Source organism: Oleiphilus sp. HI0117 (assembly GCF_001635235.1).
On the sequence record NZ_LWGA01000132.1, the window covers coordinates 1 to 962 of the forward strand.

At 46.7% G+C, this 962-nt stretch carries 1 protein-coding gene; it reads right to left on the reverse strand.

Going from position 1 to position 962, the window contains the following annotated elements; genetic code table 11:
• Positions 1–40 precede the first annotated feature (40 nt).
• Positions 41–871, reverse strand: coding sequence for a diaminopimelate epimerase (gene dapF, locus A3757_RS01785; protein WP_068512859.1), 831 nt, complete (start codon positions 869–871; stop codon positions 41–43).
• Positions 872–962: the final 91 nt, after the last annotated feature.

Sequence of the window (962 nt, forward strand, 5' to 3'; positions counted from 1 at the left end):
TCAAGCCTCACTAAACGCCTATCGCTAACTAAGTGTAGCGCTAAATTCGAATTTTTCCTTCGAAAACAGTCATAGCGGGGCCTTCCATCATTAACGGTGAGCCGACGCCCTGCCACTCAATTTTTAGATTACCGCCAGGCAAGCGAACCTCAACTGGCGATTCCAGCACACCTCGGCTTATTCCAGCGGCAACAGCCGCACACGCACCGGTACCACAGGCCAAGGTTTCACCCACACCTCGCTCGTAAACGCGTAGTTGGATAAAGCGCTTATGTACTATTTCCATAAAACCAACATTCACACGCTCTGGAAAGCGTTCATGCGCTTCAATCAATGGTCCTAAATGCGCAACCTGCTGATCACTCAATTCAGGCACCTGCAAAACAGCATGAGGGTTGCCCATAGACACCGCAGAAATCTGCAAGGGTTCACCATCGACATCGATGCTGTAACTATCTGCTGGAGCATCCGCTGTAAATGGAATACTTTCTGGGTCGAATACTGGTTCGCCCATGTCTACAAGGACGCGACCATCATCATTGACCTTTAACTCAATATCGCCTTTTTTTGTTTCGACCCGAATACTATCTTTGTTGCTTAGCTTCTTCTCGCGCACGAAGACTGCGAAACACCTGGCACCGTTACCACACTGCTCAACTTCTGAACCATCGGCATTAAAAATTCGATAGCGAAAATCAACATCAGGCTTGCCAGGTGGTTCGACCAACAAAAGCTGGTCAAAGCCCACACCTAAATTACGATCAGCCATTCGGCGAATTTGTTCAGGACGAAGGTGAACATGATGGCTGATCATATCAACCACCATAAAGTCATTACCCAAACCATGCATTTTGGTAAAGTTCACCACCATATTGTTTTCTCCCGATACCTAAAATACTCTAAATGCCCACTAAGGCATCAAATTCTCAAGCGCTAGTTGATCATCAATTGTTTCACGCTTA